This window comes from Pseudomonas sp. LBUM1649 (assembly GCF_059716155.1).
On sequence record NZ_CP166807.1, the window covers coordinates 5,547,065 to 5,571,692 of the forward strand.

Here is a 24,628-nt window from a genome sequence, read left to right on the forward strand (position 1 = left end):
GACATGTTCCGTCCCAAATTGTTGTTCACCAGCCTTGCCGCGCTAGCCCTGGGCGCCTGTTCGCCGCAGGACCCGCAAGCCGTCACCTCGGCAGCGATCGCCAAGTCAGTGATTCTGCCGACCTACACCCGCTGGGTTGAAGCAGACCGCCAGTTGGCCGTCAGCGCCCTCGCCTACTGCGAAGGCAAGGAAAACCTCGAAACCGCCCGCGCCGACTTCCTGCACGCGCAAAAAGCCTGGGCCCAGCTGCAACCACTGCTGATTGGTCCACTGGCCGAGGGCAACCGTGCCTGGCAGGTGCAATTCTGGCCGGACAAGAAGAACCTGGTCGGTCGTCAGGTCGAACAACTGGTCACCGCGCAACCGCAAATCGATGCCGCGGCACTGGCCAAATCCAGTGTGGTGGTTCAAGGCCTGTCGGCCTACGAATACATCCTGTTCGACAGCAAGCCTGATGTTGCCAACGCCGAGCAGAAGGCCAAGTACTGCCCGCTGCTGATCGCCATTGGCGAGCGTCAGAAACAGCTGGCCGAAGAGATTCTCAAAAGCTGGAACAACACCGACGGCATGCTCGCGCAGATGAGCAAGTTCCCGAACCAGCGTTACGCCGACTCCCACGAAGCGATCGCCGATCTGCTGCGCGTGCAGGTCACCGCCCTCGATACCTTGAAGAAGAAGCTCGGCACACCGATGGGCCGCCAGAGCAAAGGCGTGCCGCAGCCTTTCCAGGCCAATGCCTGGCGCAGCCAGTCGTCCCTGACCAGTATCGAAGCCAGCCTCGCCGCCGCCAAAACCGTGTGGGAAGGTGTCGACAACAAAGGCCTGCGTGGCCTGTTGCCGAGCGAGCAGAAGCCATTGGCCGACAAGATCGACGCGGCCTATGCCGCCTCGTTGAAACTGTTCGCCAGCAGCCAGCGCTCGTTGACCGAAATGCTCAACGACGACGCCGGTCGCCAGCAACTCAATGATATCTACGACAGCCTCAACGTCGTCCACCGCCTGCACGAAGGCGAGCTGGCCAAGGCGCTGGGCATCCAACTGGGCTTCAACGCCAACGACGGTGACTGATGAGGGCGAGTTCCATGCTGCGACGCCAGGCTCTGAAGTTAGGGAGTTTGCTGCTGGGTGCGGTGACACTGGGCGGCTGGACGCTATCCAGGCACAAGGATAAAAGCCCGCTGCTGCTCTCGGCGCGGGACGATACCGACGGCAAGCACTACGCCGTCGGTTACCGGCTGGACGGCACCCGGGTGTTTGCCACCCAGGTCGGCCAGCGCTGCCATGACATCATCAACCACCCTGCGCTGCCGATCGCGCTGTTCGTTGCCCGGCGTCCGGGCACCGAGAGCTACCTGATCGACCTGCGTGACGGCACGCTGCTGCAAACCGTGACGTCGCAGCCGAACCGGCACTTCTACGGTCATGCGGTGATTCACCACAGCGGAGACTGGCTGTACGCCACCGAAAACGACACCACCGATCCGGGTCGCGGCCTGCTCGGTGTGTATAAGTTCGAAGGCGAACGGTTGGCACACAGCGGCGAGATTTCCACCCACGGCATCGGCCCGCATCAAGTGTCGTGGATGCCCGATGGCGAAACCCTGGTGGTGGCTAACGGCGGCATCCGCACTGAAGCCGAAAGCCGGGTCGAGATGAACCTCAATGCCATGGAGCCGAGCCTGGTCCTGATGCAGCGCGACGGCACCCTGCTGAGCAAGGAAACCCTCGACCAGCAGATGAACAGCGTGCGTCACCTGGGCATTGCCAGCGATGGCACCATCGTCGCCGGCCAGCAATTCATGGGGGCGGCTCACGAGCACTCGGAGTTGCTGGCGATCAAGCGTCCCGGCCAGCCGTTCGTGGCGTTCCCGGTGCCTGAGCATCAATTGCAGGCCATGGGGCATTACACCGCCAGCGTTGCGGTGCACAGTGACTTGCGCCTGGTCGCGTTGACCGCGCCTCGGGGCAACCGCTTTTTCATCTGGGACCTGGACAGCGGCGAAGTGCGGCTGGACGCGCCACTGCCCGATTGCGCCGGGGTGGGCGCGGTGGCCGACGGATTCGTCGTAACCTCGGGCCAGGGGCGCTGCCGGTACTACGATTGCCGCCAGACAAATTTGATCGCCAAACCGCTGGAACTGCCTGCGGGGCTCTGGGACAACCATCTGCATCTGATCTGACTCAGCCCTGCTCTTTGTAGGAGCAAAGCTTGCTCGCGATGGCGGTGCATCAGCCACTACGATGTTGGATGTGCCGCCGCTATCGCGAGCAAGCTTTGCTCCTACAGGTCTGCGTCTGCCTGTGAGAAGTGCCAGTTGGATTCCCCTTCCCACTCGCGGTAATGTGCCCCACTGTCTCACCTGATTTTCTCCAAGGAACTGGAAATATGCTGCGTCGCCGCATGCTGATCATGTTGGGTGTTGTTCTACTGATCGTGCTGGTGCTGGCCGGGTATAAAGCCTTCTCCATCTACACGATGGTTCAAGGCTTCTCCGCGCCCAAGCCGCCGATCAGCGTCGCCGTGGCCACGGCCACCGAACGGCCATGGCAAGCCCGCCTGCCCACAGTCGGCACGCTCAAGGCGCTGCAAGGCGTAGACCTGAGCCTGGAGACCGACGGCACGGTCGTCGATTTGCAGTTCGAGTCCGGGCAGAAAGTCAAAGCCGGTCAACCACTGCTGCGCCTGGACAGCGCCGTGGAAAGCGCCTTGCTCGAAACCGCCATGGCCGACCTCGGGCTGGCCCAACTCGATTACGGTCGCGGTAGCCAGCTGGTGGGCAGCCAGGCCATTTCCAAAGGCGAGTTCGATCGACTGTCGGCGGTACAGAAAAAGAGCAAGGCCACGGTCAATCAACTCAAGGCTGCGCTCGGCAAAAAAAGCATCGTCGCCCCCTTCAGCGGGACCATCGGCATTCGTCAGGTGGACGTTGGCGACTATTTGGCCAGTGGCACCATGATTGCCACCCTGCAAGACCTCAGCAGCCTCTACGTCGACTTTTTCGTGCCCGAGCAGTCGGTGCCGAAGATCGCCATCGGCCAGTTGGTTGAAATCATCGTCGCAGCCTATCCGTCCCAGACCTTCCCGGGCACCATCAGTGCGATCAATCCGAAACTGGAGAACAGCACGCGCAACATGCAGGTTCGCGCGACCCTGGCCAACCCCGATGGCAAGCTGCTGCCAGGCATGTTCGCCAGCCTGCAGGTCATGTTGCCCGACCCCCGACCGAGCATCGTCGTGCCGGAAAGCGCGATCACCTACACGCTCTATGGCAACTCCCTTTATGTAGTCGCAGAGAAAAAGGCCGAAGACGGCAGCCTCGAAAAAGATGACAAGGGCCAACCGATCCTGATCGCTGAACGGCGGTTCATTGAAACCGGTGAACGCCGCGACGGGCAGGTGGTGATCACCAAAGGCGTGCGCAACGGCGAAAAAGTGGTCACGGCCGGCCAGATCAAACTGGACAACGGTGCGCACATCGCCATCAGCGACGACAAGACCCTGGCCGAGAAGAACAGTCAGCCACGCGCTGACTGATCAAGGAACCCCCAATGGCTTTTACCGACCCGTTCATCCGTCGCCCGGTGCTCGCCACCGTGGTCAGCCTGTTGATTGTGCTGCTGGGGTTCCAGGCCTGGAGCAAGTTGCCGCTGCGCCAATACCCGCAAATGGAAAATGCCCTGATCACGGTCACCACCGCGTACCCCGGGGCCAACGCCGAAACCATCCAGGGCTACATCACCCAACCATTGCAACAGAGCCTGGCCAGCGCCGAGGGTATCGACTACATGACCTCGGTCAGTCGCCAGAATTTCTCGGTGATATCGATTTACGCGCGCATCGGCGCCAACAGCGACCGCTTGTTCACCGAGCTGCTGGCCAAGGCCAACGAGGTCAAGAACCAGCTGCCCCAGGATGCCGAAGACCCGGTGCTGAGCAAGGAAGCCGCCGATGCCTCGGCGCTGATGTACATCAGTTTCTTCAGCAAGGAACTGAGCAACCCGCAGATTACCGACTACCTGTCGCGAGTCATCCAGCCGAAACTGGCGACCCTGCCGGGCATGGCCGAAGCCGAGATTCTCGGCAACCAGGTCTTCGCCATGCGCCTGTGGCTGGACCCGGTGAAGCTGGCCGGTTTCGGCCTGAGTGCCAGCGACGTGACCAACGCGGTGCGCCAGTACAACTTCCTTTCCGCCGCTGGCGAAGTGAAAGGCGAGTACGTGGTCACCAGCATCAACGCCAACACCGAACTCAAATCAGCCGAAGCCTTCGCCGCGATCCCGCTCAAGGTCGACGGTGACAGTCGCGTGCTGCTACGCGATGTCGCGCGGGTCGAGATGGGGGCGGAGAACTACGACACCATCAGCTCGTTCGGCGGAACGCCCTCGGTGTACATCGGCATCAAGGCCACGCCCGCGGCCAACCCGTTGGACGTGATTAAGGAAGTGCGCAAGATCATGCCGGAGCTGGAGGCCCAGTTGCCCCCCAACCTCGAGGCGGAAATTGCCTACGACGCCACACTGTTCATCCAGGCCTCGATCAACGAAGTGATCAAGACCCTGTTCGAAGCGGTGCTGATCGTGATCGTCGTGGTGTTCCTGTTCCTCGGTGCATTGCGCTCGGTGGTGATCCCGGTAGTCACCATTCCGCTGTCCATGATCGGCGTGATGTTTTTCATGCAGATGATGGGTTACTCCTTGAACCTGCTGACCCTGCTGGCGATGGTGTTGGCCATCGGCCTGGTGGTGGACGACGCCATCGTGGTGGTGGAAAACATCCACCGACACATCGAGGAAGGCAAGACACCGCTGGACGCCGCCATCGAGGGCGCCCGGGAGATTGCCATGCCGGTGGTCTCGATGACCATCACCCTGGCGGCGGTGTATGCGCCGATAGGCTTCCTGACGGGCCTTACGGGGGCGTTGTTCAAGGAGTTCGCCCTGACCCTGGCCGGTGCGGTGGTGATTTCCGGCATCGTCGCCCTGACCCTGTCGCCGATGATGTGCGCCCTGCTGCTGCGTCACGATGAAAACCCCACTGGCCTGGCCCATCGCCTGGACATGATTTTCGAAAGCCTCAAGCGCCGTTACCAGACTATGCTCCACGGCACCCTCAACACCCGGCCGGTGGTGCTGGTGTTCGCGGTGATCGTGCTGTGCCTGATTCCCGTGCTGCTCAAGTTCACCAAGTCGGAACTGGCACCGGATGAGGACCAAGGCATCATTTTCATGCTGGCCAACGCTCCGCAACCGACGAACCTCAACTACTTGAACACCTACACCGACGAGTTCATCACGATCTTCAAGGCATTTCCCGAGTACTACTCGTCGTTCCAGATCAACGGCTTCAACGGTGTGCAATCGGGAATCGGCGGTTTCCTGCTCAAGCCCTGGAACGACCGCAGCCGGACGCAGATGGAGATCCTGCCCGAGGTTCAGGCCAAGCTGGAGAGCATTTCAGGGTTGCAGGTTTTCGGCTTCAACCTGCCTTCCCTGCCGGGTACGGGCGAGGGTCTGCCGTTCCAGTTCGTCATCAATACCGCCAACGATTACGAGTTGCTGCTGCAAGTGGTCGACCGGGTGAAAAAACGCGCGATGGAATCGGGCAAATTCGCCTTCGTCGACGTCGACCTGGCCTTCGACAAGCCTGAAGTGGTGGTGGATATCGATCGTGCCAAGGCTGCCCAGATGGGCGTGTCGATGCAGGACCTGGGCGGGACGCTGGCGACGTTGCTGGGTGAGGCGGAAATCAACCGTTTCACCGTTGATGGCCGCAGTTACAAAGTCATTGCCCAAGTCGAGCGGCCCTTCCGTGATAACCCTGACTGGCTGAACAATTACTACGTCAAGAACACCCAGGGCGAACTGCTTGCCCTCTCGACCCTGATCACCATGACCGACCGGGCGCGCCCTCGGCAACTGAACCAGTTCCAGCAACTCAACTCGGCGATCCTGTCCGGGGTGCCGCTGGTCAGCATGGGTGAAGCCATCGACGCCGTGCGTCAGATCGCCCGGGAAGAAGCGCCGGCGGGCTTTGCCTTCGACTATGCCGGTGCATCGCGGCAATACGTTCAGGAAGGCAGTGCGCTGTGGGTGACCTTCGCCCTGGCATTGGCGATCATTTTCCTGGTATTGGCTGCCCAGTTTGAAAGCTTCCGCGACCCGCTGGTGATCCTGGTGACCGTCCCGCTGTCGATCTGCGGCGCCTTGCTGCCGCTGTTCCTCGGCTGGTCGAGCATGAACATCTATACCCAGGTCGGGTTGGTGACGTTGATCGGTCTGATCAGCAAGCACGGGATCCTGATCGTCGAATTCGCCAACCAGCTGCGCAAGGACAAGGGCCTGACGCCCCGCGAGGCGGTGGAGGAAGCCGCGGCCATTCGTCTGCGTCCGGTGTTGATGACAACGGCGGCAATGGTGTTCGGCATGGTGCCATTGATCATCGCCACGGGGGCGGGAGCGGTGAGCCGGTTCGATATCGGTACGGTCATCGCCACGGGGATGTCGATTGGTACGTTGTTTACCCTGTTTGTGTTGCCGTGCGTGTACACGCTGCTGGCAAAACCCGATAAACCCTAGTGCTGCTGATCGTTCCCACGCTCTGCGTGGGAATGCAGCCCGGGACGCTCCGCGTCCCATCCAAAGCCGAACGCAGAGCGTCCGTTGAGGCATTCCCACGCAGAGCGTGGGAACGATCACTGCTGGGCGCACACAAAAAAGGCCTCGCATCAGCGAGGCCTTTTATTTGGGCTTCAATCTGTTCAACTTTGCGGCCTCAATCCTTGAGAAAGTCCGAACATGAACAGCAACAAATCATGATCGGGTTGAGTCGCCACCGATGCCTTGGCAACCCGTGGCAACGGACAGTGCGCGTCACTGTGTACTGAACTGAGGACTTGCGTGCGGGGCTGCTCCCATGCCGCCACCGCGAGTGAAGCAACTGCCAAGGCTCCTACCAGAAACAAACCTCGCGCAACTTCAAGTTTCATTTCTATAAACCTTTGATAGCGCTGCCAAACGCCGTCTCATAAAAATAGACGAGTTTCTTCCAGTCTGTCGCGCTGAATGACGAGTGGCGGCGCAGCTGCTTCATGTCATGGGCAGCCGCCTGCCGAGCGCTCAATCGCTGCCGGCATTTCTCCAGATCGATCAAGGCGACCTCGACTTTGGCAGCCTCGCCCTCACCGGTGACGCGAACGAATACGTGCTTGATATAGATGCAGCTGTGTTGCCAACGCCCCTTGTGCATTCGTGCCAGATTCTCGGCCAGGTCCTTGAGCACGCGATCGTGCACAGCCTCACCATGGCGCTCGCGCCCGCCACCGGCGTACCAATGTTCGATTTCCTCGAAGCCGTCCAGGGACTTGGTCACCAGCAATGCGCGCCATTTGTGCACGGGATCGCGTTGCGCAGCGCAGAAAACGATTTCCGGAACTCGCACACCGAGCAGGCGCAGGCCGGTGAGTGCATCACGCTCGCGCAGCACCGTCGGCCGTCCGAAAGGGTGCAAAAGACCACGATGGATATGACCGGTCTGACGTTTTACGTAAAGCAGTTGTCCATCACTGCCCATGAGGCGCTGCACGCCACTCTCACCACCGCGCCGGACGTTGGGCTCTTCCACCCATTCTCCGCGCTGATTCCAGAAGTAATCGAATCGGTCCTGGGAAGCGACCTCCGATCCTGCTGCACCCTGCTCTGCCATCTGTTACCTCTTGCGTAATACATAAACTCGCCACATGGCATAGAGCGGCAAAAAGTCGATACGTTCCTGAATACGGAAACCTGCCTGCTCAAATTCTTTTTCTACGGTAGCCGCCGGTAATACAAATCGATTTTGGTAACCTTCCTGCCCACGGGTTCTCTCCGCGCGCTTGCGTTTCCAGGCTTTGAAGTTACCGTCGACCCACAGCGAGAGGATGACGCTGTCACGGCTGACGCGCTCGAATTCGCGCAAGATCGCCAGTCGATGCTCGGCTTCACCGATGTGGTGGAGCAAACGCATGCAGAAAATACTGTCGACGGCGTTATCCGGCAAGGCGATGTCGAACGCAGACGTCTGCAAGGGTTGTACCCGTTTCACCACTTCAGCCGGTTGCGACTGTGTAGCGATCTTGATCATGGACTCGGAATTGTCGGCACCGATGATCACGCGGTTGGGTTTTTCCGCCAGCAACGGCCAGAAACGCCCCGCGCCGCAGGGCAGATCGAGGACCAGGCCCGGTTCGCCGACCAATGTCAGCGCCTTGCGCGCCATTTGCTCATCGCGCCAGTGGGACAAGCGGCGGCCAACGCCATCCTTATGCTTGCGCAGGTAACGTTGGGCGTGTTGATCGTCGTACTTTTTGGAAAAATCCAGTTTGATCGGGCCATCCACCATCTTCAATGTCTCCTGAGCTTCTGATACCGACCACCTTAGGTAGCGATGTGTCAGTGTCAGGTCATCTGATTGTGAAAAATTTGTATTGGGAAACCTCGAATCGTTTCGAAGTTTTACAAGTGACGATCTCGATCAGCTCTCTACCGGCCGATCAACTCACATTTGACGTATTGAACTGAACCTGAAAACGACAGCCATTGGGTTCCATGGTCGTCAGGCTGACGCTCCAGCCCTGGTTTTCACAGATCCGTTGTACTAACGATAGCCCAAGCCCGAGGCCCTCTCCGCGTTTCTCGTTACCTCGCACGAAAGGTTCGAACATCGCTTCGCGTTTTTCCTCGGGAATGCCTACGCCACTGTCCTCGACCACGAACCCCATGGGCATCAGGCTCAGTCGGATAAACCCCCGGTCGGTGTAATGCACCGCGTTACGCAGCAGGTTGCCCATGACCGCATGCAGAAGCGTCGCGTTGTAACGGGTATTGTGTGGGCTTCCCCAGTCGACGATCAGCTTGAGACCTTTGGCCTCGATCGGCTCGCGCCACAGGCTGATCAGCCCATCGGCTACTTCGCCCAACGTCTGCTGCGCAGACATGCCGGCGTCTTCGCGCTGGGTGCGGGCCAGCATCAGGAAGGTCTGTACCAACTCGCGCATCTCTTCACTGGCGCGGGCAATTCGCTCGACCTGGGCACGGCCGCGCTGATCGATGCCGGGGTTTTCCAACAGCAACTCGCAGGAACTGGCCAGCACCATCAAGGGTGTACGCAGTTCATGGCTGACGTCACTGGTGAACATGCGCTCGCGGGTCAGCGCCTGGCGCAAACGGCCGAGGGTAGCGTCGAAGGCCACGGCCAGCTCACCCACTTCATCGGCCGCATAATCCGGCGCCAGTGGCGGTGCCAGCCCCAGCAACTGATCGCGATGACGGACCTGGCGCGCCAGCCTTACCACCGGCGCCATCACCTTGCGTGCCAGCACCCAGCCGAGGAACACCGCCAGCGCCAGACTCAGCACGAACCCCACCAGCACCACGGCAAACAGCACCCGCTCGCGTTCTTCGAAGTCACTCTGGTCCTGCAACAGCACATACCGCCGGCCATCGACGATCTCGACCATCGCGTGGTACGACAGCTGCTCGCGAAAGACCTCGTGAAACCCCGAATCCAGGTGCCGCAAATCCTTGGGCAACTCGAAATCACCCGGCCCGCCGCTGAAATAGAACAACTGGTCCGGTTCCGGGCGATGGCTCCAGTCCGAGACTTTGTCCATCAGCAACAGGCGCTGCAAATCGCCGCCCAGGCCCGCCGAGATCAGTTTTTCTTCCACCAGGTGCACAGTGGCGACGATGCCCATGGCAAAGGCGCCCGCCACCAGTGCGCTCATCAGCGCAAAGGCAATGATGATCCGTTGAGCAAGGCTCTGTTTAAACTCCATCACGCCCCTCGGCCAGGCGGTAACCCACACCGTGCACGGTTTGCAGCAGCGGTTTGGCGAACGGCTTGTCGATCACCTGGCGCAATTGATGGATGTGGCTGCGCAGGCTGTCGCTGTCCGGGCAGTCATCACCCCACAGGGCCTCTTCGAGAATTTCGCGGCGCAATACATGCGGGCTTTTCTGCATCAGTACCGCCAGCAACTTCAGGCCCACCGGGTTGAGTTTGAGCAATCGGCCTTCGCGGGTGACTTCCAGCGTGTCGAGGTCATAACTCAAGTCGCCGACCTGCAAGGTTCGGCGACCGCCCCCTTGGGTGCGACGCATCACTGCTTCGACCCGCGCCGCCAGCTCAGACAAGGCAAAGGGTTTGACCAGGTAATCGTCGGCACCGGACTTGAAGCCCTGCAGCCGGTCGTCCAGTTGATCGCGAGCGGTGAGCATGATCACCGGTGTGTCGCGCCGCGCATCTTCGCGCAGGCGTTTGCACAGGGTGTAACCGTCGATGCCGGGCAGCATGATATCGAGCACGATCAAGTCATAATGCTCAGTGGCCGCCAGATGCAGGCCCGACAAACCGTCCTGTGCGCAATCCACGGTATAGCCCTTGAGTCCCAGGTAATCGGCAAGATTGGCCAGGATATCGCGGTTGTCTTCAACCAATAAAATTCGCATGGGCACCTCCTCCGTACACAGTAACGGCCGTCTTGGCCCGCGCAGCTTAAGGCCAAGTGTGACTCAGGGCCAGGGTTGTGTGCAGTCGTCAGTTTGGCGAAATGGCCGGCTCGAGCCTCAACGTTTTTTTCACTATCGGTTCACAGGTTGACGACAGGATCGAGCGCAGACTCCGCGCGGCTGCGTATTCAAGAACACTTCACTGACCAAGGATTTGCCATGGTTTCGATCTCTGCACGCCCCGCTTCTCGCCCGCTCAACTTCTGGGTGTGCCTGGGTGTTCCCGCCGTTGCAGCAATCATTCTGGTATTGCTCGAACTGACGACCCTGGACATGGACCTGGCCAGGTTGTTCTACGACCCGGTCGCCGGGGATTTCATCGGGCGGCACAGTTATTTCCTGGAAACCGTCCTGCATGACCGGGCCAAGCAAGTGGTCATCGCCTTCTCGGTGCTGGCTATCCTCGGTTTTGTCAGTTCGTTCTTCATGACCCGGCTCAAGCCGTTCAAGCGGGAATTGGGCTGCCTGGTGCTGTCCCTGGGGCTGGCGACTTCCTTCGTCACCCCGATGAAAGCGGTAACAGCGGTGCAATGCCCGTGGAGCCTTGAGCAATTCGGCGGTCACGAGACCTACAGTGAATTGTTGAGCCCGCGTCCGGCCACGGAAAAACCGGGTCGTTGCTGGCCTGGCGGTCACGCCGCGACCGGATTCACCCTGTTTGCGCTGTTCTTCGTGTTGCGTGATCGCCGTCCACGCATGGCACGTGCGGCGCTGGTTTTCGCCTTTGCCCTGGGCATGGTGTTTTCCATCGGTCGGATGCTGCAGGGGGCACACTTTTTTTCGCACAACGTGTGGACGGCGGTGTTCTGCTGGCTGATTTGCCTGGGGGCGTATTACTGGATTCTTTATCGGCCAGCATTGAAAGCTGAGCGGGTAGTCGAGAGGGAACCTGTAAGCGCCTGAACTGACGCCATCGCGGGCAAGCCTTGCTCCTACAGGAACGGAGTCGGACACAATGCCTGCGTAACACCACATACCTGTAGGAGCAAGGCTTGCCCGCGATGGCCGCGCTGCGGTCTGGCGTCAAAGCCATGCCGAAGGTAAAAAAAACCCCGCCTGCTTACGCAGACGGGGTTTTTTAGTACAGGGGTAAGGCTGGCTTACATCATGCCGCCCATGCCGCCCATACCGCCCATGTCTGGCATGCCGCCGCCAGCACCGCTGTCTTTCTTCGGTGCATCAGCTACCGCAGCTTCGGTGGTCAGGATCAGACCGCCAATCGACGATGCAGCTTGCAGCGCGGAACGGGTGACCTTGGTCGGATCCAGGATACCCATTTCGATCATGTCGCCGTATTCGCCAGTCGCAGCGTTGTAACCGAAGTTACCTTTGCCGTTCTTGACTTCGTTGACCACAACGCTTGGCTCGTCACCGCTGTTGGCAGCGATCTGACGCAGCGGTGCTTCAACGGCACGGCGCAGAACAGCGATACCTACGTCCTGATCAGCGTTGTCGCCTTTCAGATCGTTCAGGGTTTGCAGAGCGCGGATCAGCGCAACGCCACCGCCAGGTACCACGCCTTCTTCAACGGCTGCACGGGTAGCGTGCAGGGCGTCTTCAACGCGGGCTTTCTTTTCTTTCATTTCTACTTCGGAACCAGCACCAACCTTGATCACTGCAACGCCGCCGGACAGCTTGGCCAGACGCTCTTGCAGTTTTTCACGGTCGTAGTCCGAGGAAGTCTCGGCAACCTGAGCACGGATCTGAGCAATGCGGGACTCGATGTCGCCTGCAACGCCAGCACCGTCAACGATGATGGTGTTTTCCTTGGAGATGGTCACGCGCTTGGCGCTGCCCAGGTTTTCCAGGGTGGCTGCTTCCAGGCTCAGGCCGATTTCTTCGGAGATAACGGTACCGCCGGTCAGAACGGCGATGTCCTGCAGCATGGCCTTGCGGCGGTCGCCGAAGCCTGGAGCCTTGACGGCTGCGACTTTAACGATGCCACGCATGTTGTTCACGACCAGAGTCGCCAGGGCTTCGCCTTCAACGTCTTCGGAAACGATCAGCAGTGGACGGCCGGCTTTGGCAACGGCTTCCAGCACTGGCAGCATTTCGCGGATGTTCGAGATCTTTTTGTCGACCAGCAGAACCAGCGGGTTGTCCAGCTCGGCAACCATGGTTTCCGGCTTGTTGACGAAGTACGGGGACAGGTAGCCACGGTCGAACTGCATGCCTTCTACAACCGACAGTTCGTTTTCCAGGCCAGTGCCTTCTTCAACGGTGATCACGCCTTCTTTACCGACTTTTTCCATGGCTTCGGCAATGATGTCGCCGATGGAGTTGTCGGAGTTGGCCGAGATGGTGCCAACCTGAGCGATTGCCTTGGTGTCAGCGCATGGCTTGGACAGGTTTTTCAGCTCTTTGACAATGGCGATGGTCGCTTTGTCGATACCGCGCTTCAGATCCATCGGGTTCATGCCGGCAGCGACGGCTTTGAGGCCTTCGTTGACGATCGACTGAGCCAGAACGGTAGCGGTGGTGGTGCCGTCGCCTGCGTCATCGTTGGCACGGGAGGCAACGTCTTTGACCAGCTGCGCGCCCATGTTTTCGAAACGGTCTTCCAGTTCGATTTCTTTGGCTACGGAAACGCCGTCCTTGGTGATGGTCGGAGCGCCGAAGCTCTTCTCGATGATCACGTTACGGCCTTTCGGGCCCAGGGTCGCTTTTACCGCGTCAGCCAGGACGTTGACGCCTTTGAGCATTTTCTTGCGGGCGGAATCGCCAAACAGAACTTCTTTAGCAGCCATGATCGATATTCCTTAAATACTTTGTAGTAACGGGAAAATGAGCGGGTAATCAGCCTTCGACAACAGCGAGGATTTCGTTCTCGCTCATTACCAGCAGGTCTTCGCCGTCGACTTTCACTGTGTTGCTGCCGGAGTAAGGACCGAACACAACCTTGTCGCCCACTTTCACGGACAGTGCACGCACTTCACCGTTTTCCAGTACGCGGCCGGTGCCGACAGCGAGGATTTCGCCGCTGTTGGCTTTTTCAGCAGCCGAACCTGGCAGGACGATACCGCCAGCGGTTTTCTTTTCTTCTTCGCTGCGACGGATGACGACGCGGTCATGCAGAGGACGAAGCTTCATTGTCGATCTCTCCTAATTGTGGTTTTCATCGGCCGGTGTAGTCCCGGCGGGTTTAACAAAGTCCGGCGGTGCCGGGTGCGGTTCGTCGAGCGAACCGCGGAAGTCTGTCTGGCGTGATCACCAGAAACCTTGCGGTGACCGTTACATAAGGGCGCATAAGCTTATTACAAGGGCGGGGATCGAAAAATTTTTACGGCGATCTCCCGAAAACGAACACGGCACCCGAAGATGCCGTGCCGATAGGGGTGTTACTTGGTATCGCGGTGTTCGAACTCGCCTTCGATCACGTTAGGCTCGCGGCCCAGTGGCTCGCGTGGCGCAGGGCCGCCACGGGACTGAAGGTCATCGGCGAACGCACGCTGGCGGATCGCTTGCTCCTCGGCACGCTGGCGCATTTTATTGGCCAGCAGGCGACGGCTGATCGGCAGCAGCATGATCAGGCCGATCACGTCGCTGATGAAACCCGGAAGGATCAACAGGCCACCGGCCAATGCCAGCATCAGGCCTTCAAGCATGGTCTGGGCGGGCAGCTCGCCACGGTTCAGGCTTTCGCGGGCACGCAGCGCCGTGGCCAGCCCGGCGACGCGCAACACGAAAACCCCGAACATCGAGCCGAGAATGATCAGCAGCAGGGCCGGGAAAAACCCGATAGCCCCTGCCACCTTGACGAATACGAACAGCTCCAACACCGGGAACAGCAGAAAGAGCAACAAAAAAGGGCGCATCAAATGGTTCCTCAACGCAAGAATGCCTTGCCAGTAATCCTTAGATGACGTCGCCGTTTCGTGAATTCAAGCGTCAGCCACTGCATTTTTCGGCCAATGCTCGGCGTGAGCCAGGGAAACCAAGGCTTCGCGGACTTGTGTCGGCGTATTACATGGCGCCTGGAATCGCAGCCAGTAGAGTCCTTGACCGATGCGCAGGTGCATACCTTCGCTGTCGATACCGACCAGTTGCGCCGGCGAGGTTTTCGGCAGACCGGCCAGATCGACGTAATGGGCAATGGCCTTGGCGTGATCGGCGTTCATGTGTTCGACCATGCTCACCTCGGCCTTGCCCGCAAAGGGGTTGGCCAGGATCAGATCGTTGACCCAGTGAATCGCACCAAAACCGCCGATGTACCGATGGCGTACAGGTTTGAGCACCCAAAAATCGAAATCGTGGGCCTTGTGATAGTTCTGCGAATCAGGGAAGTAGCGGTAATAACGCTCGGCGGCCGCTTCGATGGCCTCCTCGTCTTGAAGCTGTTGTGCCTCGGCCAGATAGGTCAGGCGACCAACGGCTTGCACGTCTTCGGCCCCACGCTCGCCTACAAAAAGCGAGCATTTCGGGTCTTTTTGCAGATTATGGGTGTGTTGGGCGATGCGGCTGATCAACATCAGCGGTCGACCCTCGTCGTCCAGGCAATAAGGCACCACAGAACCAAACGGGAAACCTGGCATAGACTTGGAATGCGTCGAAAGCACTCCACGGTATTCCTTGAGAAGCAATTCTCGGGCATTCTTGGCCGCTTCAACGCTCAATTTATGACTCCTTATAGAGATTCCGTCGAAAAAACGGACGGGCGCCCCGGGAAAGTCCCGGTACGCGATCGGGGCAGTTCTCATGTGCAGCCAGGCCATGTCAGGCGCAGATCGAGAGACTCTCTAAAAGGAATCCACTCAGATCTGTTACCGGGGGCATACGAATGCAACTCACTGACAAAGTAATCATTATCACGGGCGGTTGCCAGGGTTTAGGCCGCTCCATGGCAGAGTATTTCGCCGCCAGGGGCGCGAAGCTGGCGCTCGTGGACCTGAACCAGGAAAAGCTCGACGATACCGTCGCTGCCTGCACGGCCTTGGGCGTCGAAGCCCGAGCCTATCTATGCAACGTCGCCAACGAAGAGCAAGTGACCCACATGGTCGCCCAGGTCGCCGACGACTTCGGCGCGATCCATGGCCTGATCAACAACGCCGGGATCCTGCGCGACGGCCTGCTGCTCAAGGTCAAGGACGGCGAGATGACCAAGATGAGCCTGGCCCAGTGGCAGGCGGTCATCGACGTCAATCTGACCGGCGTATTTCTGTGCACCCGTGAAGTCGCGGCGAAAATGGTCGAGCTCAACAACAGCGGCGCGATCATCAATATTTCGTCGATTTCCCGCGCCGGCAACGTCGGCCAGACCAACTACTCCGCCGCCAAGGCCGGTGTCGCGGCAGCAACCGTGACCTGGGCCAAGGAACTGGCGCGCTACGGTATTCGCGTGGCCGGCATTGCACCGGGCTTCATCGAAACCGAAATGACGCAGGGCATGAAACCTGAAGCGCTGGAGAAGATAACATCGGGAATTCCGCTCAAGCGCATGGGCAAACCGGAAGAGATTGCTCACTCGGCGGCCTACATTTTCGAAAACGACTACTACACCGGTCGGATTCTGGAGATGGATGGCGGATTGCGTATTTAGGGCCTGCACAAAACATATGTGGGAGCGGCTGTGGCGAGGGGATTTATCCCCGTTGGGTGGCGCAGCCGCCCCAAAAAAATGGGCCTGCTTCGCAGTCCAACGGGGATAAATCCCCTCGCCACAGCTCGCCCACAATTGGATCGCGTTTCTTCAGCGGATCAATCGTCGCTGATGGTGATATTCGGCATCGCCGGCGTGGCGGCTTCCTGCAACACGATCCGCGCGCCGACATGGCGGGCCAGTTCCTGGTAAACCAGTGCAATCGGGCTGTCCGGCTCGGCGATCACAGTCGGCTTGCCACCATCGGCCTGTTCGCGGATAGCCATCGCCAGTGGCAACGAAGCCAGCAGCTCGACGCCATATTGATTGGCCAGCTTCACACCGCCGCCCTCACCGAACAGATGCTCGGCATGCCCGCAGTTCGAGCAGATGTGCACGGCCATGTTTTCCACCACGCCCAGCACCGGGATGTTGACCTTGCGGAACATCTCCACGCCCTTGCGTGCGTCCAGCAGTGCCAGGTCCTGTGGCGTGGTCACGATCACCGCGCCGGCCACCGGGACTTTCTGCGCCAGGGTCAGCTGGATGTCGCCGGTGCCTGGCGGCATGTCGATGACCAGGTAATCCAGGTCGCCCCACGCAGTTTGTGTCACCAGTTGCAGCAATGCGCCGGAGACCATCGGCCCGCGCCAGACCATCGGCGTGTTGTCGTCGGTGAGGAACGCCATGGACATCACTTCGACACCATGGGACTGGATCGGTACGAACCATTTCTGATCCTTGATCTGTGGCCGGGTGCCTTCGGCGATGCCGAACATGATGCCTTGGCTCGGACCGTAGATGTCCGCATCGAGAATCCCGACCTTGGCGCCTTCGCGGGCCAGGGCCAAGGCCAGGTTGGCGGCGGTGGTGGACTTGCCCACGCCGCCCTTGCCGGATGCCACGGCCACGACGTTCTTGACGTTGGCCAGGCCCGGGATCTGTGCCTGGGCCTTGTGCGCGGCGATCACACTGGTGATGTCGACGCGGGCAGCGCTGACACCGTCAAGGCCTTCAATGGCCATTTGCAGCATCTGCGCCCATCCACTCTTGAACAAACCGGCGGCATAACCCAGTTCCAGCTGCACGCTGACGCGCTCGCCCTGGATCTCGATGTTGCGCACGCAACCGGCGCTGACCGGATCCTGGTTCAGATAGGGGTCGGTGTATTGGCGAAGGACGGCTTCCACCGCTGCGCGATTGACGGCGCTCATGGGCAACTCCGAAACAAGACTGGGAAAAGATGGTGGGTATCCTACCCCTTCTGTCTTCCGGACGGCATGCCCGGCAACGATTTGCAGGGGTGAAATATCTTTGCCGGCGCTTTATAGTGGCCGACCTCCGTTTCATCAAGTAGCCGAGCCCCATGTCCGAGCCACGCAAGATTCTCGTCACCAGCGCCCTGCCCTATGCCAATGGTTCGATTCACCTCGGCCATATGCTGGAATACATCCAGACCGATATGTGGGTGCGCTTCCAGAAGCACCGCGGCAACCAATGCATTTATGTCTGCGCCGACGACGCCCACGGTTCGGCGATCATGCTGCGCGCGGAAAAGGAAGGCATCACCCCGGAACAACTGATCGCCAACGTCCAGGCTGAACACAGCGCCGACTTTGCCGAGTTCCTGGTGAACTTCGACAATTTCCACTCCACTCACGCTGAAGAAAACCGTGAGCTGTCGAGCCAGATCTACCTGAAGCTGCGCGACGCCGGGCACATCGCCACGCGGTCGATCACGCAGTATTTCGACCCGGAAAAGAAAATGTTCCTGGCCGACCGCTTCATCAAGGGCACCTGCCCGAAATGCGGCACCGAAGACCAGTACGGCGACAACTGCGAAAAATGCGGCGCGACCTACGCACCGACCGACCTGAAGGATCCAAAGTCGGCGATTTCCGGCGCCACCCCGGTGCTCAAGGATTCCCAGCACTTCTTCTTCAAGCTGCCGGACTTCCAGGAAATGCTGCAAACCTGGACCCGCAGCGGCACCCTGCAAGACGCCGTCGCCAACAAAATCGCCGAGTGGCTGGATGCCGGCCTGCAACAGTGGGACATCTCCCGCGATGCGCCTTATTTCGGTTTTGAAATCCCCGACGAGCCGGGCAAGTACTTCTACGTGTGGCTGGACGCGCCGATCGGCTACATGGCGAGCTTCAAGAACCTCTGCGACCGCACGCCGGAGTTGGACTTCGACGCGTTCTGGGGCAAGGACTCCACCGCCGAGCTGTACCACTTCATCGGCAAGGACATCGTCAACTTCCACGCCCTGTTCTGGCCAGCGATGCTCGAAGGCGCGGGTTACCGCAAGCCAACCGGCATCAACGTGCACGGCTACCTGACCGTCAACGGCCAGAAAATGTCCAAGTCCCGTGGCACCTTCATCAAGGCCCGGACCTACCTGGACCACCTGTCGCCGGAATACCTGCGCTACTACTACGCGGCCAAACTGGGCCGTGGCGTCGACGACCTGGACCTGAACCTCGAAGACTTCGTACAGAAGGTCAACTCCGACCTGGTCGGCAAAGTCGTCAACATCGCCAGCCGTTGCGCCGGGTTCATCAACAAGGGCAATGCCGGCGTGATGGTTGAGACCAACGCCGCGCCGGAGCTGACCGAAGCTTTCCTGGCCGCCGCGCCAAGCATCGCCGACGCCTATGAAGCCCGCGACTTTGCCCGCGCCATGCGCGAGATCATGGGCCTGGCCGACCGTGCCAACGCCTGGATCGCCGACAAAGCACCATGGTCGCTGAACAAACAGGAAGGCAAGCAGGATGAAGTCCAGGCCATCTGCGCCACCGGCGTCAACCTGTTCCGTCAACTGGTGATCTTCCTCAAACCGGTGCTGCCGCTGCTGGCCGCCGATGCCGAGGCGTTCCTCAACGTCGCGCCGCTGACCTGGAACGACCACGCGACCTTGCTCGCCAACCATCAGCTGAACGAGTTCAAGCCGCTGATGACCCGTATCGACCCGGTAAAAGTGCAGGCCATGACCGACGCCTCGAAAGAAGACCTGACCGCCAGCCAGACCGACACCGGCGAAGCCGCACCGGCGGGTAATGGCGAGCTGGCCAAGGATCCGCTGTCGCCGGAGATCGAGTTCGATACCTTTGCGGCGGTCGACCTGCGCGTCGCCCTGATCGTCAAGGCCGAACACGTGGAGGGCGCCGACAAGCTGTTGCGCCTGACCCTGGACATCGGTGACGAGCAGCGCAACGTATTCTCCGGGATCAAGAGCGCTTATCCGGACCCGTCCAAGCTCGATGGTCGCCTGACCATGATGATCGCCAACCTCAAGCCGCGCAAAATGAAATTCGGGATCTCCGAAGGCATGGTGATGGCGGCCGGTCCTGGCGGTGAAGAAATCTACCTGCTCAGCCCTGACAGCGGCGCCAAGCCTGGTCAGCGGATCAAGTAAGGCACTGCGGTAAACCGATCCCACAGTCGTGCCTGGCGCGACTGTGGGATTTTCATGTCTGGCCCACCCTCCGTCCTTGCCGGATAATGCCTAAACTTTTTAGACCGCTGCGTTGAAAAGCCCCGTTCTTGCCGCAATGCTGTTCACTTACGACAATTTTAAGGCGAGCAAGAAATGTGTGGTGAGGGGATTTAGCGAAACGTCGCACCGCCCCATTGGGCCGCGAAGCGGCCCTCAGCGTCCGTTCAAACAGACCGAGTTGTTCGGATTTACGACTGCTTCGCAGCCGAACGGGGATAAATCCCCTCGCCACAAAGCACGATCATGACCGAAACCCTGCTTACGCTTATCAGCACCGCCCTGCTCAACAACCTCGTGTTGCACTGGCCGCTGGGTGTCGATCCGCTGCTGGGCAGCGAACGTCGCCAAGTCCATGCCCTGGGCATCGCGACGACCGGGCTGATGCTGATCACCGGGGTGCTCGGCTATGCGTTCTATCAATGGCTGCTGGTACCGCTGGAGTTGACGGCGCTGCACCTGTTCGTGTTTCTGCCATTGAGTACGCTGCTGATCGGTCCGTTGTTGAAGCTGCTTGCACGGGTGTTTTCGACACTGTCCTTCGAAGGCCTCTGGCCGTTGCTGCTGTGCAATGCCGGGGTGCTTGGCGTGGCATTGCTCAACGCTCGGGAGGACAAAGGATTTCTTAACGCCACAGCCTTGAGCCTCGGTGCCGGGCTGGGCTTCTGGCTGGTACTGAGTCTGTTCCATGACCTGCGCCAGCGCATACTCGACAACGATGTGCCCCTGCCCTTTCGCGGCCTGCCGATCGACCTGATCGGCGCCGGTTTGATTGCAGTGGCCTTTCTCGGATTCAGCGGACTGATCAAAACATGAGTCTGATTCAACGCATCGACGCCCTCTTGCCGCAGACCCAATGCGGCAAGTGTGGCCATCCCGGATGCAAGCCGTACGCCGCCGGTATCGCCAGCGGTGAGCCCATCAACAAATGCCCGCCTGGCGGCAGTGAAACCATCAACGCCCTGGCCGAACTGTTGCACGTGCCGGTGCTGGAACTGGACGTCAGTCGCGGCTCGGCCCCGGCGCAGATTGCCTATATTCGTGAAGCGGAGTGCATTGGTTGCACGAAATGCATTCAGGCCTGTCCGGTGGATGCCATCGTCGGCGCGGCCAAGTTGATGCACACGGTCATCATCGACGAATGCACCGGTTGCGACCTTTGCGTGGCGCCATGCCCGGTGGACTGCATCGAAATGCATCCGCTGCCCTTGAGCAGCGTGCTGCCGATTGTCGGTGGCCTGGCCTTCAGCCTGGAAGAGCAACGGGCCCGCGCCGCCAAACGCAATCATGCACGGCGCCGTTTCGAGCAGCGCAACGCCCGCTTGCAGCGTGAAGAACAACAAAAAACTGCCGAGCGAGAGGCCCGTGCGCAACGGGCCGCCCAGCCCAGCCCAGCACACACACACATGACGCTCGACCCGGTACAGGCGGCCCTGGAGCGCGTCCGCGCGCAGAAGGCCGCGAATGCTGATGCGGCCCTGAAAAAAGCCAAGGTCGACCTGGCGATGAGCCGGGCGCAATTGAACAAGTCGCTCAAGGCCTTCGGTCATCCACCGACCTTCGAACAGCAATCGCAGTTGATTGTCTTGCAACAGCAGTTTGAAGCCGCCGAGCAAGCCTTGGCCCAACTGGAGCGCACTGCGCCGCCGGCTCCCAGGGCACCCGTCGCGGCTCCGGCGCAGGACGCCGAGCTGAAACGCGCAAAAGTTCAGCTGGCCATGCGCCGCGCCGAACTGAAGAAAGCCCAGGCCAGCGCAGCACCCGCCGAGCAGATCGAAGCCCTGGAGCGAGCCCTGAGCGAAGCCGAAGGCCAGGTGGATGCCCATGCCGCCCCTTGAATCGGTCGACGAGCGCCTGCAGCAGGCGATGAAACTGGTTCTGCTGGCGACGCTGCCAGGGATGTTGGCGTTGTTCTGGTTCTACGGCTGGGGGGTGTTGATCAACCTGTTGCTGGCAGGCAGCAGTGCGTTGGCCGTTGAAGCGGCGGTGCTGCGTTTGCGCAAACGCGCGCTCAAGCCCACCTTGAGCGACGGCAGCGCCCTGGTCAGTGCTACGCTACTGGCCCTGGCCTTGCCGCCCTATTGTCCCTGGTGGCTGACGGTCAGTGCTGCCGCGCTTGCCATGGTGTTCGGCAAGCACCTGTATGGCGGGGTCGGCAGCAACCCGTTCAACCCGGCGATGCTCGGTTTCGCCCTGGTGATGGTGACCTTTCCACAACAAATGACCCATTGGCCTACCTCCCACGTCATGGACCTGTGGAGTGGTGTGCAGCAAGTGTTCGGCTTCGGCCACAGCCCGGACGCCTGGGTCCGGGCCACGGCACTGGACAGCCTGCGGATCAACAAAAGCCTGACCATGGACGAACTGTTCTCGGCGAATCCGGCCTTTGGTCAGTTCGGCGGCAGCGGCGTGGAATGGGTCAACCTGGCCTTTCTAGCCGGTGGCGCGTTTTTGCTGCAACGCCGCGTGTTCAGCTGGCATGCACCGGTCGGCATGCTCGCCAGCCTGTTCGTCATCAGCCTGTTGTGCTGGAACGGTTCGGGCTCAGACTCCCATGGTTCGCCGCTGTTTCATCTGCTCACCGGCGCCAGCATGCTGGGAGCATTCTTCATCGTCACTGAACCGGTGTCCGGCGCCAAAAGCCCCGGTGCGCGATTGCTGTTTGGTGCAGGCGTGGGGTTGCTGACCTATCTTATTCGCACCTGGGGCGGCTACCCGGACGGCGTGGCCTTTGCCGTGCTGTTGATGAACCTCTGTGTACCGGCGCTGGAGCGGCTGGTGGCAGCCAGGCAAGAGCGGAGCGCACCATGAGCCGAGCGTCGAGCGCCGCCATCCTCGCATTACTGGCCGCCCTCGGGGCTGGCCTGACCTATCTCGCGCAGCACGCCAGCGCGCCACGCATTGCGGCGGAGCAGCGCCTGATCGACAGTCGCAACCTGCTGGACCTGCTACCGCCCGACAGCTACGACAACCAACCGCTGGAACAACCGCTCGGCCTTGAAAACACCGCGCTGGGCAACAGCACGCTGCTGGCGGGTTACCGCGCGACCAAGGCCGGCCGAGCCTGTGCCGTGTTGCTGCGCAGCCAGACCCTGGGCTACGCGGGCGCCATCGATTTGCTGATCGCCATCGATACCGACGGCAGACTGCTGGGGATCAAAACCCTCAAGCAAACGGAAACCCCGGGGCTCGGCGCACGCATCGCCGACTGGCCCAATGCCTGGCTTGACGCATTTTCCGGCAGGTCGCGAACCGATCCGGGTGACAACGCTTGGGCCTTGAAAAAAGACCAGGGACAGTTCGACCAGATTGCGGGAGCGACCATCACCTCAAGAGCGGTGATCCATGCCACCCATGAGGCATTGCGCTATTTCGATGAGCACCGGCACTCACTGCTTGGGAGCCCTGCAGATGAATAAATCGTTGCGGTTGCAGAACACCTTGATGCTCGTGCCGCTGATTGGCGCCACCGGCTCACTGGTCAATGCCCTGGGCCTGTGGTTGATGTTCATGGTGGTGACCAGTGCTTTTGGCCTCTGCATGAACGTCTTGCGCTCGCGCCTCCTCCCGGCGACCCATTTGCCGGCCAGCGTGCTGCTTGCCGCAACGTTGACCAGTTGCGCAGAACTTGGGGCACAGGTCTGGTCGCTGCAATGGCATCAGCATGCCGGGATCTATGCCGGCTTGATCGCCTTGCAATGCGTCGTGCTGGACCGCAGTGATTTCTTCCAGAGCCCCTGGCAGGAACGTTGGCGCCTCTGTGGCCTGTTCGGCGCATCGATGGTGGCCTTAGGCCTGCTGCGCGAACTCATTGGCTACGGGACACTCGGCAATCATCTATCGTGGCTGGCGGCTGCGACACACGCGGATTGGCAGGGCTGGGTGCTGACCGCTGACGGTGGCTTGCAACTGGCCACGCTGGCCCCTGGCGGCTTCATACTGCTGGGATTGCTGATCGCCGCCTGGCAGGCATGGCACCGCCGGCCACCCTCACACTGACCGCCTTCGAGGAAACGCATCGCACATGAATGCCGCAAAACGTCTGGAAATTTTCCGCAGGCTGCATGAAGACAATCCGCAACCGAAGACCGAACTGGCCTATTCCTCACCCTTTGAATTGCTGATTGCGGTGATTCTTTCGGCGCAATCGACCGATGTCGGCGTCAACAAGGCCACGGCAAAACTGTTTCCGGCTGCCAACACCCCTGCGGCGATTCATGCCTTGGGCGTCGAAGGATTGTCGGAATACATCAAGACCATCGGCCTGTACAACAGCAAGGCAAAAAACGTGATCGAGACCTGCCGACTGCTGGTTGAGCGTCATGCCGGTGAAGTACCACAGACCCGTGAGGAACTGGAGGCCTTGCCCGGCGTAGGCCGCAAGACCGCCAACGTGGTGCTCAATACTGCATTTCGCCAATTGACGATGGCCGTGGACACCCACATTTTTCGGGTCAGCAACCGCACCGGCATCGCGCCCGGCAAGAATGTGGTCGAAGTCGAGAATAAATTGATGAAGTTCGTGCCCAGGCAGTACCTGCTCGACTCCCATCACTGGCTGATCCTTCACGGACGTTATGTTTGCCTGGCCCGCAAGCCTCGCTGCGGCAGTTGCCGGATCGAAGACTTGTGCGAATACAAGCACAAGACCTCGGACGATTGAGCCGCTATTGGGTTTTTCGATTTATCGATTGAAAAAATCTTTTTTACCCGTCGCACGATTGTCGATATAAGGAGCCCCAAAGGCCTTCTTCGCCTGGAGTACTAAATGAGCACTGGCAAAGAGCAATTGGACGTAGATGACGACTTCACCCCAGTAGAGGCTGATGATGCCGAGCCGGTGGCTGAAGTTGCGAAAACCAACCTGAGCAAGCGCCGAACCATCGACAATCTGCTGGAGGAGCGCCGACTGCAAAAGCAATTGGCCGATTACGATTTTGACCTGTAAGACCTAAAAGCCTCCCGAAACGGAGGCTTTTTACTAAGTGTCGAGTCGCGATAAATGCTCGCCT

Annotated in this window: 24 protein-coding genes; 14 read left to right on the plus strand and 10 right to left on the minus strand. The window is 60.1% G+C overall.

Going from position 1 to position 24,628, the window contains the following annotated elements:
* Nucleotides 1-3 precede the first annotated feature (3 nt).
* The 4 genes from ACA058_RS25610 to ACA058_RS25625 all read left to right on the plus strand — a co-directional run bounded on the left by ACA058_RS25610 (nucleotide 4) and on the right by ACA058_RS25625 (nucleotide 6,576).
* A complete protein-coding gene (locus tag ACA058_RS25610) occupies nucleotides 4-1,068 on the plus strand; it encodes an imelysin family protein (RefSeq protein WP_497636463.1) in 1,065 nt (354 codons plus the stop codon).
* Between the two features lie 14 nt (nucleotides 1,069-1,082).
* Nucleotides 1,083-2,180, plus strand: coding sequence for a DUF1513 domain-containing protein (locus ACA058_RS25615; RefSeq protein ID WP_497636464.1), 1,098 nt, complete (start codon nucleotides 1,083-1,085; stop codon nucleotides 2,178-2,180).
* A gap of 206 nt (nucleotides 2,181-2,386) precedes the next feature.
* Entirely contained in the window at nucleotides 2,387-3,535 is a 1,149-nt protein-coding gene (locus tag ACA058_RS25620; RefSeq protein ID WP_497636465.1) for an efflux RND transporter periplasmic adaptor subunit, read from the plus strand.
* Nucleotides 3,536-3,549: 14 nt separating this feature from the next.
* A complete protein-coding gene (locus tag ACA058_RS25625; protein WP_497636466.1) occupies nucleotides 3,550-6,576 on the plus strand; it encodes a multidrug efflux RND transporter permease subunit in 3,027 nt (1,008 codons plus the stop codon).
* 182 nt (nucleotides 6,577-6,758) lie between these two features.
* On the opposite strand, the gene ACA058_RS25630 is transcribed toward ACA058_RS25625, so the two are convergent.
* From ACA058_RS25630 to colR, 5 genes are all read right to left on the minus strand, one after another.
* Nucleotides 6,759-6,986, minus strand: a complete 228-nt coding sequence (locus tag ACA058_RS25630) for a hypothetical protein (protein WP_081504798.1) — start codon at nucleotides 6,984-6,986, stop codon at nucleotides 6,759-6,761.
* Nucleotides 6,987-6,988: 2 nt separating this feature from the next.
* The gene (locus tag ACA058_RS25635) at nucleotides 6,989-7,702 is read right to left on the minus strand and encodes a lipopolysaccharide kinase InaA family protein (protein WP_497636467.1); all 714 of its coding nucleotides are present in this window, start codon (nucleotides 7,700-7,702) and stop codon (nucleotides 6,989-6,991) included.
* A 3-nt stretch (nucleotides 7,703-7,705) separates the two neighbouring features.
* A complete protein-coding gene (locus ACA058_RS25640) occupies nucleotides 7,706-8,374 on the minus strand; it encodes a class I SAM-dependent methyltransferase (RefSeq protein WP_497640000.1) in 669 nt (222 codons plus the stop codon).
* Between the two features lie 154 nt (nucleotides 8,375-8,528).
* Entirely contained in the window at nucleotides 8,529-9,812 is a 1,284-nt protein-coding gene (locus ACA058_RS25645; RefSeq protein WP_497636468.1) for a sensor histidine kinase, read from the minus strand.
* Nucleotides 9,802-10,485 (minus strand): two-component system response regulator ColR, encoded by a 684-nt coding sequence (gene colR, locus ACA058_RS25650; protein WP_497636469.1) that lies wholly within the window; start codon nucleotides 10,483-10,485, stop codon nucleotides 9,802-9,804. The genes ACA058_RS25645 and colR overlap by 11 nt, the downstream gene beginning before the upstream one ends.
* Nucleotides 10,486-10,704: 219 nt before the next feature.
* Between colR and ACA058_RS25655 the strand changes: the two genes are divergently transcribed.
* Complete coding sequence (locus ACA058_RS25655) at nucleotides 10,705-11,448, plus strand: phosphatase PAP2 family protein (RefSeq protein ID WP_497636470.1); 744 nt, start codon at nucleotides 10,705-10,707, stop codon at nucleotides 11,446-11,448.
* 197 nt (nucleotides 11,449-11,645) lie between these two features.
* Here the strand turns inward: ACA058_RS25655 and groL are convergent, their stop codons facing one another.
* From groL to ACA058_RS25675, 4 genes are all read right to left on the minus strand, one after another.
* Entirely contained in the window at nucleotides 11,646-13,292 is a 1,647-nt protein-coding gene (gene groL / locus ACA058_RS25660) for a chaperonin GroEL (protein ID WP_497636471.1), read from the minus strand.
* A 49-nt stretch (nucleotides 13,293-13,341) separates the two neighbouring features.
* Nucleotides 13,342-13,635, minus strand: coding sequence for a co-chaperone GroES (locus ACA058_RS25665; protein ID WP_020799908.1), 294 nt, complete (start codon nucleotides 13,633-13,635; stop codon nucleotides 13,342-13,344).
* A gap of 248 nt (nucleotides 13,636-13,883) precedes the next feature.
* Nucleotides 13,884-14,360 carry an FxsA family protein gene (locus ACA058_RS25670; protein ID WP_497636472.1) on the minus strand — a complete coding sequence of 159 codons (477 nt, stop codon included), beginning with the start codon at nucleotides 14,358-14,360 and terminating at the stop codon, nucleotides 13,884-13,886.
* A 66-nt stretch (nucleotides 14,361-14,426) separates the two neighbouring features.
* The gene (locus ACA058_RS25675) at nucleotides 14,427-15,158 is read right to left on the minus strand and encodes a HugZ family pyridoxamine 5'-phosphate oxidase (protein WP_497636473.1); all 732 of its coding nucleotides are present in this window, start codon (nucleotides 15,156-15,158) and stop codon (nucleotides 14,427-14,429) included.
* 164 nt (nucleotides 15,159-15,322) lie between these two features.
* Here ACA058_RS25675 and ACA058_RS25680 point away from each other — a divergent pair, with 164 nt between their 5' ends.
* Nucleotides 15,323-16,081, plus strand: coding sequence for an SDR family oxidoreductase (locus ACA058_RS25680; protein WP_497636474.1), 759 nt, complete (start codon nucleotides 15,323-15,325; stop codon nucleotides 16,079-16,081).
* 158 nt (nucleotides 16,082-16,239) lie between these two features.
* Here the strand turns inward: ACA058_RS25680 and apbC are convergent, their stop codons facing one another.
* A complete protein-coding gene (gene apbC, locus ACA058_RS25685; RefSeq protein WP_008057550.1) occupies nucleotides 16,240-17,334 on the minus strand; it encodes an iron-sulfur cluster carrier protein ApbC in 1,095 nt (364 codons plus the stop codon).
* A 152-nt stretch (nucleotides 17,335-17,486) separates the two neighbouring features.
* Here apbC and metG point away from each other — a divergent pair, with 152 nt between their 5' ends.
* The 8 genes from metG (at nucleotide 17,487) to ACA058_RS25725 (ending at nucleotide 24,564) form a co-directional block, all read left to right on the plus strand.
* Complete coding sequence (metG, locus tag ACA058_RS25690; RefSeq protein WP_497636475.1) at nucleotides 17,487-19,538, plus strand: methionine--tRNA ligase; 2,052 nt, start codon at nucleotides 17,487-17,489, stop codon at nucleotides 19,536-19,538.
* Between the two features lie 324 nt (nucleotides 19,539-19,862).
* A complete protein-coding gene (locus ACA058_RS25695; RefSeq protein WP_497636476.1) occupies nucleotides 19,863-20,432 on the plus strand; it encodes an Rnf-Nqr domain containing protein in 570 nt (189 codons plus the stop codon).
* Nucleotides 20,429-21,454 (plus strand): electron transport complex subunit RsxB, encoded by a 1,026-nt coding sequence (gene rsxB, locus ACA058_RS25700; RefSeq protein ID WP_497636477.1) that lies wholly within the window; start codon nucleotides 20,429-20,431, stop codon nucleotides 21,452-21,454. Before ACA058_RS25695 ends, rsxB begins: the two co-directional genes overlap by 4 nt.
* Nucleotides 21,441-22,427: an RnfABCDGE type electron transport complex subunit D gene (locus ACA058_RS25705; RefSeq protein ID WP_497636478.1), complete on the plus strand. Its 987-nt coding sequence runs from the start codon at nucleotides 21,441-21,443 to the stop codon at nucleotides 22,425-22,427. Before rsxB ends, ACA058_RS25705 begins: the two co-directional genes overlap by 14 nt.
* Complete coding sequence (locus ACA058_RS25710; protein ID WP_497636479.1) at nucleotides 22,424-23,035, plus strand: RnfABCDGE type electron transport complex subunit G; 612 nt, start codon at nucleotides 22,424-22,426, stop codon at nucleotides 23,033-23,035. Before ACA058_RS25705 ends, ACA058_RS25710 begins: the two co-directional genes overlap by 4 nt.
* Entirely contained in the window at nucleotides 23,028-23,615 is a 588-nt protein-coding gene (locus ACA058_RS25715; protein WP_497636480.1) for an Rnf-Nqr domain containing protein, read from the plus strand. Before ACA058_RS25710 ends, ACA058_RS25715 begins: the two co-directional genes overlap by 8 nt.
* 25 nt (nucleotides 23,616-23,640) lie before the next feature.
* Nucleotides 23,641-24,279 (plus strand): endonuclease III, encoded by a 639-nt coding sequence (nth, locus tag ACA058_RS25720; RefSeq protein ID WP_497636481.1) that lies wholly within the window; start codon nucleotides 23,641-23,643, stop codon nucleotides 24,277-24,279.
* Between the two features lie 105 nt (nucleotides 24,280-24,384).
* Entirely contained in the window at nucleotides 24,385-24,564 is a 180-nt protein-coding gene (locus ACA058_RS25725; RefSeq protein WP_008057542.1) for a PA3496 family putative envelope integrity protein, read from the plus strand.
* The last annotated feature ends 64 nt before the right edge of the window (nucleotides 24,565-24,628 follow it).

Excerpts from the sequence above, each read along its gene's own strand:
- ACA058_RS25620 (WP_497636465.1), top strand. The coding sequence starts at position 2,387 with ATGCTGCGTCGCCGCATGCTGATCATGTTGGGTGTTGTTCTACTGATC.
- ACA058_RS25615 (WP_497636464.1), top strand. The coding sequence starts at position 1,083 with ATGCTGCGACGCCAGGCTCTGAAGTTAGGGAGTTTGCTGCTGGGTGCG.
- ACA058_RS25670 (WP_497636472.1), bottom strand. The coding sequence starts at position 14,360 with ATGCGCCCTTTTTTGTTGCTCTTTCTGCTGTTCCCGGTGTTGGAGCTG.
- ACA058_RS25645 (WP_497636468.1), bottom strand. The coding sequence starts at position 9,812 with ATGGAGTTTAAACAGAGCCTTGCTCAACGGATCATCATTGCCTTTGCG.
- apbC (WP_008057550.1), bottom strand. The coding sequence starts at position 17,334 with ATGAGCGCCGTCAATCGCGCAGCGGTGGAAGCCGTCCTTCGCCAATAC.
- ACA058_RS25665 (WP_020799908.1), bottom strand. The coding sequence starts at position 13,635 with ATGAAGCTTCGTCCTCTGCATGACCGCGTCGTCATCCGTCGCAGCGAA.
- ACA058_RS25655 (WP_497636470.1), top strand. The coding sequence starts at position 10,705 with ATGGTTTCGATCTCTGCACGCCCCGCTTCTCGCCCGCTCAACTTCTGG.
- ACA058_RS25625 (WP_497636466.1), top strand. The coding sequence starts at position 3,550 with ATGGCTTTTACCGACCCGTTCATCCGTCGCCCGGTGCTCGCCACCGTG.
- rsxB (WP_497636477.1), top strand. The coding sequence starts at position 20,429 with ATGAGTCTGATTCAACGCATCGACGCCCTCTTGCCGCAGACCCAATGC.
- ACA058_RS25715 (WP_497636480.1), top strand. The coding sequence starts at position 23,028 with ATGAATAAATCGTTGCGGTTGCAGAACACCTTGATGCTCGTGCCGCTG.
- ACA058_RS25710 (WP_497636479.1), top strand. The coding sequence starts at position 22,424 with ATGAGCCGAGCGTCGAGCGCCGCCATCCTCGCATTACTGGCCGCCCTC.
- ACA058_RS25695 (WP_497636476.1), top strand. The coding sequence starts at position 19,863 with ATGACCGAAACCCTGCTTACGCTTATCAGCACCGCCCTGCTCAACAAC.
- ACA058_RS25680 (WP_497636474.1), top strand. The coding sequence starts at position 15,323 with ATGCAACTCACTGACAAAGTAATCATTATCACGGGCGGTTGCCAGGGT.
- nth (WP_497636481.1), top strand. The coding sequence starts at position 23,641 with ATGAATGCCGCAAAACGTCTGGAAATTTTCCGCAGGCTGCATGAAGAC.
- metG (WP_497636475.1), top strand. The coding sequence starts at position 17,487 with ATGTCCGAGCCACGCAAGATTCTCGTCACCAGCGCCCTGCCCTATGCC.
- ACA058_RS25630 (WP_081504798.1), bottom strand. The coding sequence starts at position 6,986 with ATGAAACTTGAAGTTGCGCGAGGTTTGTTTCTGGTAGGAGCCTTGGCA.
- ACA058_RS25635 (WP_497636467.1), bottom strand. The coding sequence starts at position 7,702 with ATGGCAGAGCAGGGTGCAGCAGGATCGGAGGTCGCTTCCCAGGACCGA.
- ACA058_RS25725 (WP_008057542.1), top strand. The coding sequence starts at position 24,385 with ATGAGCACTGGCAAAGAGCAATTGGACGTAGATGACGACTTCACCCCA.
- colR (WP_497636469.1), bottom strand. The coding sequence starts at position 10,485 with ATGCGAATTTTATTGGTTGAAGACAACCGCGATATCCTGGCCAATCTT.
- ACA058_RS25705 (WP_497636478.1), top strand. The coding sequence starts at position 21,441 with ATGCCGCCCCTTGAATCGGTCGACGAGCGCCTGCAGCAGGCGATGAAA.
- groL (WP_497636471.1), bottom strand. The coding sequence starts at position 13,292 with ATGGCTGCTAAAGAAGTTCTGTTTGGCGATTCCGCCCGCAAGAAAATG.
- ACA058_RS25610 (WP_497636463.1), top strand. The coding sequence starts at position 4 with ATGTTCCGTCCCAAATTGTTGTTCACCAGCCTTGCCGCGCTAGCCCTG.